General features: G+C 40.1%; 5 protein-coding genes and 1 pseudogene. 3 read left to right on the top strand and 3 right to left on the bottom strand.

Translation table 11 applies throughout. The features are described from left to right. Positions 1-1,236: 1,236 nt before the first annotated feature. Entirely contained in the window at positions 1,237-1,458 is a 222-nt protein-coding gene (locus tag N824_RS23475; protein ID WP_048907540.1) for a helix-turn-helix domain-containing protein, read from the top strand. Positions 1,459-1,485: 27 nt separating this feature from the next. Here N824_RS23475 and mobC (N824_RS23470) read toward each other — a convergent pair whose 3' ends face one another. Genes mobC (N824_RS23470) through mobC (N824_RS23460) form a run of 3 tightly spaced genes read right to left on the bottom strand, consistent with a single transcriptional unit; the run spans position 1,486 to position 5,214 of the window. Next, entirely contained in the window at positions 1,486-3,525 is a 2,040-nt protein-coding gene (gene mobC / locus N824_RS23470) for a conjugal transfer protein MobC (RefSeq protein WP_048907539.1), read from the bottom strand. A gap of 10 nt (positions 3,526-3,535) precedes the next feature. Then, positions 3,536-4,822, bottom strand: a complete 1,287-nt coding sequence (locus N824_RS23465; protein WP_048907538.1) for a relaxase/mobilization nuclease domain-containing protein — start codon at positions 4,820-4,822, stop codon at positions 3,536-3,538. Continuing rightward, positions 4,777-5,214 carry a plasmid mobilization relaxosome protein MobC gene (gene mobC / locus N824_RS23460; RefSeq protein ID WP_048907537.1) on the bottom strand — a complete coding sequence of 146 codons (438 nt, stop codon included), beginning with the start codon at positions 5,212-5,214 and terminating at the stop codon, positions 4,777-4,779. Before mobC (N824_RS23460) ends, N824_RS23465 begins: the two co-directional genes overlap by 46 nt. Before the next feature lie 582 nt (positions 5,215-5,796). Between mobC (N824_RS23460) and N824_RS39330 the strand changes: the two are divergent. Both N824_RS39330 and N824_RS23445 read left to right on the top strand, forming a co-directional pair. Continuing rightward, positions 5,797-8,352: pseudogene (locus tag N824_RS39330) on the top strand (TrlF family AAA-like ATPase). Beyond that, the gene (locus N824_RS23445) at positions 8,352-8,930 is read left to right on the top strand and encodes a hypothetical protein (protein WP_048907534.1); all 579 of its coding nucleotides are present in this window, start codon (positions 8,352-8,354) and stop codon (positions 8,928-8,930) included. Before N824_RS39330 ends, N824_RS23445 begins: the two are co-directional and overlap by 1 nt. Positions 8,931-9,015 lie beyond the last annotated feature (85 nt).

Raw genomic sequence — 9,015 nt, 5'->3', positions numbered from 1 at the left:
GAAATGGTGGCTCATGATCATGTTGGCTGCACGGAAACAAATCCGCTGCCAGCTGTACAACTGATCTTTTGCGGCTTTAACGATTTCTTTGTCTTCGGAATCAATCAGCAGCTGGATCTTACGGGTTAGAATCATGGTCTCTTTTTCCATAGCTTATTTTTTAATTCTTTTGATCTTGGTGCAAGCCTGAGCGAAGGTTCGTTGAATGTGCTGCTGACTTAWATTSANNWRCCTNKYWWKMKMTYSAAARCTNWMCWGGARTTCATNGNGNNKRKGCNAKGATCCTGGATTGCTCTTCACAGAGGTCGCCTTCGAATTTGAATTTGGTGGTCTTTGCTGTAGCCTCAAGTTTTTGTGAGCTGGTCAGAATGGACTTTAAGGTTTCCAGTGTTTTTTCAACCGTGCTGGCGACCTGATAATCGGAGATGCCACCAATGTGCCAGGCAATGCGCTCATAGTTGAAAGCGTATTTCAGGCAAAGCTTGATAAACAGTTGCTGATTCTCAGTCAGATTGGGGATGACCGCCTCAACTTGCTGCCACTGCAGTTTTAAGCGTTCATCCAGTTCTTCCTGATAGAAGATGTCATCCTGATCCAATTCTTCTTCAGGATCATAGCCTCCCATGAATTCCTGGTAGTTTTCGATCTCATCGAGCCTGAGCATATTCCGCTGGAAATTGTGACTGGAAGTTTTGTAATAGGCTTTACAAGCTTCGATCGTCGTGTCACTCAAGAAGGTTTCAATGTGGTTGGAGTCTGTGATACTATTCCTGATTAGCCAGAGACGCAGAAAGGCTTCGCTGACGATGCTGGCCGCATTGGTATCATCTTTAATGTACCGACTTCTTTTATAGAATAAAGAAGGGTAGAGCCGGTTATAAAAGTAAGCTAGTCCTTTTTCATCACCCTGACTGAATTTGAGGAAATTACGGTGTTCGTCTTTGATCTTGCAACTGGTAAAGTTCATATTAATAATAGTTAGTTAGCAATTAAAATGAGTCTTAAACAGAGTTAACGCTAGATGGCGTGAATCTCAATTCATCAAACTGGAGGTATTTGCATACCTGGGAACGCCAAAAAGCGCCCATGCCATTCAGCGTAAGCATCTTCACCGTCGTCTTGTTTCCCTTCGAATCACGAGTTGCCAGCGCAAGACCCAAATTATATAATCGAATATAAATATTCTTAGCTATAACTAAGAATAAAAAATTAAAAATTTCTGCTCATTGCAATTAAATGAGACAGAAATCAAGTTTTGAAATAGCTATTGTTGAAAATGTTAAGAGAATAAGAAATAGTCAAAAGAAGACTCAATCTTATATTGCTATGATATTAGACGTCACAGATGGCTACATTGGGCAAATAGAAAGTCCAAAATTCCCAAGTATGTATTCTTTTGATCAACTTAACAAATTAGCTAAAGATTTTGATTGTAGTCCCAAAGATTTTATGCCTTAGACATTTGAATAACTGAATGGTTAAAGCTCATACCGACAGACCTTTTTGCTGTGTATTCATTTTACCCGTGCCGGTTTTGCCAATAACATCGCAGTTTTTGCGTTTTTTCTTTTTCTTCGGCTGGCGCTCCTTAATCTTTTGCAATTCCAGCTCCATTAGTCGCTGGACATCCTTTTTAACCTTCAGGTAGTTTTCTCTCACATCCTCTTTAGTGACTCTCTGAATTATTGGTAGGGGTCTGTATGCAACTTCTTCATTGGCAATCGCCTCATGGTCATTTTGTACCTCTCCATAAAACATTTTCTGCGGAATTTTCACGTTCGGGCTATCTGCTACAATACCCACAAACTCACCGGATGAAAGGGTCGCGATCTTAGATGCAGGAATGGCATACTCCATTTGCATGGATTTAGAAATAGAAGTATCCGAGCTGTTTATACTCATGCTCTGCCTGTCCTGCATGATCTTACCGAAAGTTTCAGATAACTTCTTAGCACTATCACCTGAAACCTGACCACTGATCATATTGGCACAAATTCCTGCAATAATCTCTGCCTGTTCCGAACCGTATTCCTTTTTCACCTGCTCTATACTCTGGATGCCAATGGTGCAGGAAATTAAATTACTTCTACCTGTACTGATCGTCGTAATTAAATTGGCCACTAACGTCGGGTACTCGTCAAAAATGAGGCTGCATTTCTGCTTGCCCTTCTTGTTGATCAGTTTTAACATGCGGTTCACATATAGGGAAAGCACCGCTCCGTAAGTGTCAATCTTTTGAGGGTTGTTACCCATACAAACCACCTTAGGGGCATCAGGGTTGTTGATGTCTAATGTAAAATCATTGCCCGTCAGTACATAATATAGTTGTGGAGAAGCCAATCTTGCCAGCCCAATTTTAGCGGATGCAATTTGCCCCTCCAACTGTGCCTGTGCATTGTTCTGTAAGGCTGAAATAAATGGATTGATCAACACCTTAATTTCTTCCTGCGTTTGCAGCACCGCAAATAAAGGATCATAATCCGCCTGCATCAGTTCAATCACATGTGGCAGGGTGCAATATTTCCCTTCTTCATAACGTCTTAAAAACCAGATCACCGCCGTCAGGAAATTGATCGGACTTTCCACAAAAAAGTCACCCTGTTTTTTTAACCAGTCACGATTTAGCCCCATCATAATGGTACGGCTGGCTTCAGCGGCGTCCGTTAGGTCCTCCATGCCATCAGGATCAAGCGGGTTACAGCGATGGGTGCGGTTTAGGTCTTCAAAGTTGATGACATAGAATGTCGGCCTGACCTGATAATTCTGCTGGTATTTCAGCAGTTTGTTATAAGCCATTTTCGTCAAATCGTCATACTTGAAGTCGTATAAGAATAAACAAAATCCTTTTTTCAATTGCTGATCCAGGATATGCCGGATGACAAAATACGTTTTACCTGCCCCACCAGAGCCCGCTACCAAAACACTTCGATAGGGGTTCACTACATTGATCCAGCCGTTTCTGACCTTTCCCTTTAGGTTGTATTTGGTGGGCAGGCTAAAGGAATGTTCATTTTCCAACAATCGCTCTTCCTGCGGAAAGGTTTCATTGTCTGAATTGAACACATCAGTGGACAGGCTATTCTTAATCAGCCTTGTCAGGCGGGTACCGCCAGTAAGGATCAACAAATACCCGATTGCAGATAAAGCGATATAAAAGCCAGCGATGAGGGGTATGTTCCATCGCAGGTAGAACACCAGAGGACTCAGTAGGTACACCAACAGGCCATTGGACAGGTAGATAACTATGCTGTTCTTTTGAATTTTTTCGTCCTTTTTACCTTTTGCGCCGAGCAGGGAGATGCCTAAAAACAAAAGCCCTGCCAGTTTCGGTTTGAGAATGCCAGTAAACAGGCCGGTCTTTGCGATATTGATGACGATCCGATCTGTAAGGGCCGCCGTCCATCCCCAAAGTTCAAAGGCCTTATAGCATACGATGTAAAAATGGATGCTCAAAATAAATAAACTGATCAACCTGGTAAAATCAAGGATCTTACGTAGTCCCTGGGCATCTTCTCCTGTGTTCATAATAATGGTTTTATAGGGTAATTTGTTGGTTGGATTGAAGTTTTTTGCGCTTTTTACGTTTACGAGGAATTGCCGCCGACTGCTCCTGATCTGTTTTTCCAAGCAGGATTTCCAGGTAATTGGTTGGCGCTGATGGTTGCAGATAGGAGCCGTGTTGCTGTATTAATCCTTGCCGCTGCTTGCTTTGTTTCTTAGGACGGTCAGCAGACTTTGTCTTTGGTAATGCTGTTGGCTTATGTTTCAAAGATTCAGCAAAATTTTCCGTTAAGGCCTTTGCACCATAAGCCTTACCCAATTCACTGCCATTAAAAACCGCTTTCCCGGCGTGGTCAATAAAAGTGACCCCATAGGTTTGTCCGTCTTTACTGGTACGATACAATATGTCTATCTTTTGCTTTTTCAGTAGCTTTTCAAAGTCCTGCTTTGTCGGATTGGTCTTTAATACCTGATCTATGCGGTGCTTTAATGAAGCGGATAAGATCTTCCGCTTGCCCTTGTTCCTGGCAAAACGTTGCTCCAGCTTCTCTAGCGTATGTTTGCTTGCAATGCGACTTGCTTTAATAGGTACGCCCAGTTTATTTCCCTTTTCATCAATGATCCGGTACAATAATCCCTGCTGGTTAAACATGGCTGACTTTTCATGCCCCCGATCTGCTAAGATGTTAAACCTGCCCAATACCGCATTCAGTTCTGCCAGACTGCTGTAATTGTATTTTTGTACGACTGTATTTACGATCTGGGTAATGGTCTTTTTGGTTTCATCCTTTCCGTAATTTGCCTTTTTGAGTGCCGAAGGATCTATTATAGGTATGTCCTGGTCTTTGCCCCGGCCTGCTGCCTGGATCAGTCCATATTTCAATTCAATTTCCTGCCGGCCCTTTTCAGACTGGTCACGGCCAAGGTTGTGCAAACTGATACGTTTTCCGTCTGCCTCAATATTGGTGGTGACGATATGACAATGGGGGTGAGCTGCATCCTCATGTCTGTAAATTAGATAGGGCTGGTTTTTAAAGCCGATTCTTTCCATATAATCCTTTGCGATCTCCTGCATTTTTTCAGCGGATATCTTTTCGTTGGTTTCAAAATTCAGAGAGATGTGCACACAATTGGTCTTTACCCGCTCATTCAGTCTGGTCCTTTGCTGCAACACTTGGAGTTTTTCCGTAGGGCTTAACCGATGACTTTCTTTGAGGTAATTTTCAGCGCTAAGAAAAACCGCCTTTCCTTGTGCAACTTTTTGCTCATTGTAATTTATTGCTCCCCGGATACGTCGTCCGCTGATGATCCTTGCAACCATGAGTCTGAAAATTGGTTCAACTTGATTTTTATGTCTCTGGTCTTTGTATCCACACTTTCTTTTACCAGCCTGCAGCTCTCCATCAATAGCTTTAGGCTGGGCGTTGTCACATAGCTGTTGATCTTCCTGGCGATCTGGTTCAGGTTACTCCCAATGGCACTGAGTTCATTTTTCAGCAAGATCATTTCCTGTATGAACTGATCAAAGGACTGGTTGCGTATAACCACTGTAATTGGTTTATCCATCAATATCTTTCTGATATAAGAACTCAAATCCTTATAAGCGGTCTTTCTAAACCGTTCGTTGATTTTCCTGGATTCCATTGTGGTCAATCTGATGTGTATCCACTCGGTTCTTTTGGGGGCATTTCTCCTGGTATTTTTACTGCTCATTTTGTGCTATGGTGTTGCATTAATCCTGATGCTTTATAGGTCAGAAAAACCGAGTTCCGAGGGGTTTTCCTATGCCGTAGCCGAGTTTCGAGGCAAGGACTGAAATCCGTTTGTATCACAAACGTACATTTCACTCCGCCAAAGAAACAGGCGGCATACCCCAGTCACATCAGGAAGTGCTGATTAAAAAAGGTGATACAATGAGTTGATTAGATTCCTGGGTCCAGGCCGGAACTTCGCTTTGAACTGGGTTGGTTGATGGGACGTGTTTCGATGAATTTTTCCAGGTTCAGGGGAAGAAATCCTCTGAGTTTGGAGCGAATCTTTTTGCGCGGGGTAGTAACGATCCTTTTGATCTTTGGATGAGGTGTGCCGTTAAACTCACGGCCTTCTAGTTCTAATATATTGTTCATGGGCTCAATGATTTTGATTGAGCCAAAGTTGACAAAGGATGTAAGGCATTTGTGGGGAGTAAATTGGGGAGTACCGATAGTTTAACTATAGAAGTTTATAAATAAGGCAAACATTGTATTATTTGTTAAGTTTGTATCTTCAGTTAAAATTCTAACTTAATTGCTCTAAATGAACGGCTCTAAATGGCGAAAATGGGATTTGCATTTTCACACACCTTCTTCTTATGATTACGCTGATCAGTCAGTTACCAATCAAAATATAATAGACAACCTGGTGGCCAATGGCGTGGAAGTTGTTGCAATAACAGACCATCATGTAATAGATGTTGATCGAATTAAGGAACTCCAGAAGCTCGGCAAGGGAAAGATTACTGTGTTGCCTGGCATCGAATTTCTGTCCGATGCAAGGGGAAATGAACCTATTCATTTCATTGCTATTTTTGACGAGAACTGTAATCTGGAATATGTATGGGGACAGCTAAAAAATCTTACTTCTATAAGAAGAATACAGAGTGAAGGCAAAAGACATAATGAAGTATATTGTGATCTTGCAGATACGATAAAACTGATTAAAGAACTAAACGGAATTGTAACAATTCATGCTGGGTCTAAGAGCAANAGCTTTGAWMSCATAGCTCATTCCCTTAGCCACGGATTAGCTCAAAAAGAAGACATTGCGAAAGCAATTGATATTTTTGAACTTGGTCAAGAAAAAGATTTTGAGGATTATAAAAAGATGGTCTTGCCACATGTATACCGAACTACTGGTAAAAGAATACCAACCATAATCTGCTCGGATAATCACAATGTAAATTCTTATACAGTCAAACAAAACTTATGGATAAAGGCAGAAGCGACTTTTGAGGGATTGAGACAAATCCTGCATGAACCGAATTACAGGGTATTCATAGGGGAACAACCACCAATAAACCCATTAAGGAGTATCGATAAGGTAGCCCTTAATTTTCCAGTCAATAGTAGCTTTGAAGGAGAACCCTTCTGTTTCACCGGAACACAAGAAATAAGGTTTAGTCCAAACTTTACCTGCATCATCGGCGGAAGAGGCACAGGTAAAAGCACATTATTAAATATGATACATGAGAAACTGAAACCGGGAGAGAATACCTTTTTTAAGAGCAAAAAAATCAAAGATGAGCATGGGAAATTGGTTGCTATTGGTGATTGCATTAAGATCGACAATGATGATGACGAAAAACAGATCGAGTTTTTAAGTCAAAATGAGATCGAAGAATTTGCTCAAAACTACACCAAGCTCACTAATGCAATATATACAAGGCTTTTGAAATCTGATGATGACGGAACGCTATCAGAGCTTGAGACAACACTTGACGCTGAACTCCATTTGTTTAAAAGGCATACCATAAATGTTAATAGCAGAAATTCCTGGAAAAAAGATCTTGCACAACTTCAAAAAGAAAAAGCGAGTTATCAAAAGATCGTAGATTCTTTTTCAAGTGCCGAATACAAAACCTTAAGCGCAGAAATAACCGAAATCACTAAAAAGCATAATGAATACGTGAAAGGAAGAGCTGATCTTGATAAATTGATTAGTGATCTAACAACGGAAATTAAACCTTTATTGAACAGAAATAGCACAAATTACTTTGATCAGGAAATAAACAGAATTACTGGGAGTGTTGATCAAGCAATTAAAGGCGTTTCAAGCGATCAAATAACTGTAGCAGAAGGTGAACTTGCCGACTTAGAACAAAAAAAGAATGCCAAACAAATAGAGTTAAGACAATATTTATCCAACAAAGGTGTTACACAGGACAACCTAAACGACATATCAAATGCATCGACCATAATTGGCGGGCTTGAAACGCAAATTGAAGAAAAACTACAGAGAATAAAGGAGCTTGAGGAAAAAATTGAGGCATTTGATAAGACTAAACTTGCAACTGATTCTTTGGCCTATAGGAATAAACTAGAAKSSAAKSYTSTTGAAATAAGCAAGGTGTTGGAGGATATTGACAACCCATCAATAAAGCCAATTTCGCTGAGTTTGGATTTTGATGAACAAGCCGCAAAAGATGAAATTTTTAGCAATTTCAAGTCGTTATTTGAAGGACGTATAAATCAAAGCAACCATAAGGGTGATGCTGTTCTTAAAGACATTTTGTTCTGTCAGGACCCAAAAACAATTACTGACAAACAAACTTTTTTAATTGCAATAAAAGGTCACAGTAGTACAAGTTCTGCTAAAACATTTCTTTATGACTTATTCCAAGAGGATTCCAGCTTTGAGGCATATAGGTGCTTATGCGAAAGAAATTTCTTAGATCATAAAGCTTTTAAAAAAATAAATGTGTTATATGATGGCCGACCAGTCGAATCGTCATCATTCGGACAGAGATGCACTGCGGTTCTGGTTATACTGTTGTTGCTGGGCAATAATCCCATAATAATTGATGAACCGGAAGCACATCTGGACAGCCTTTTAATCGCAAATTATCTTGTAGATGTGATCAAGCAATCAAAGCAAAACAGGCAAATAATTTTTGCTACACACAACGCAAATTTTGTAGTTAACGGGGACGCTGAGTTTATCCAAATATTAAGTAATGATGAGAAATCCGGATTCACAATCTTGCAGGGCACCACAATCGAAAATACTAAAACAAGGGATGTATTAGTGTCATTAGAAGGCGGTAAGGAAGCTTTTTATAAACGCGAAAACAAATATCAGTTTATAAGGAAATAATGACAGTCTCAGAATATCAATTACTTTTGCAATCAGAATTCGAGCATAGATTTGAGTTGGAAACCAAAAATGAATGGAGTTCAAAGATGAAACACGGACTCTATGCACCGCGTTTGGATATTGCGCTTGGGCCATTTGCGATCGAGGATGGCAATCAAAAAACCGAAGAACACCTAGATTTATTCAATGGTCATAAGAGTTTTTTTGAGCAATTGACAGAGATCCACCTAGAAAATCTTCAAATAATAACAAGTCAAACCCTTCCTGAATATCGAAACGATCTAGTATCAAGGAAACTTCATGACCTTGAACACACCAATTACAACGGAAGATGTTTTATAGCAATAGAGATTGAAAATAACGTCAGTAGAAAGCATCTAATGGGCGGTGCGATCAATGCTTCCACACTTGGTAAAGTTGGAATAGCCATTGGGTTTAATGAGACAAAACACCGCGCTTTCCTTAACCTCTATCGTTATTTTGAATTTTTATATGATGTTGGTAAACCAACCTTCAATACCAGCAACCTGCTTATTATTTCTAAAGACCAACTATTAGATTGCCTCATGGCATACTAACTCTGAATATTTGATAATTTATTTACAAATAGACTTAGGACCGAACAAGTTTATATCCTGTCCTGATTTACATAGCTTTAAAACA

It is taken from the genome of Pedobacter sp. V48, assembly GCF_000523515.1.
Lineage (GTDB): Bacteria > Bacteroidota > Bacteroidia > Sphingobacteriales > Sphingobacteriaceae > Pedobacter.
The sequence above is the reverse complement of the archived record's forward strand: the minus strand, read 5'-3'. Positions and strand labels throughout refer to the sequence as shown.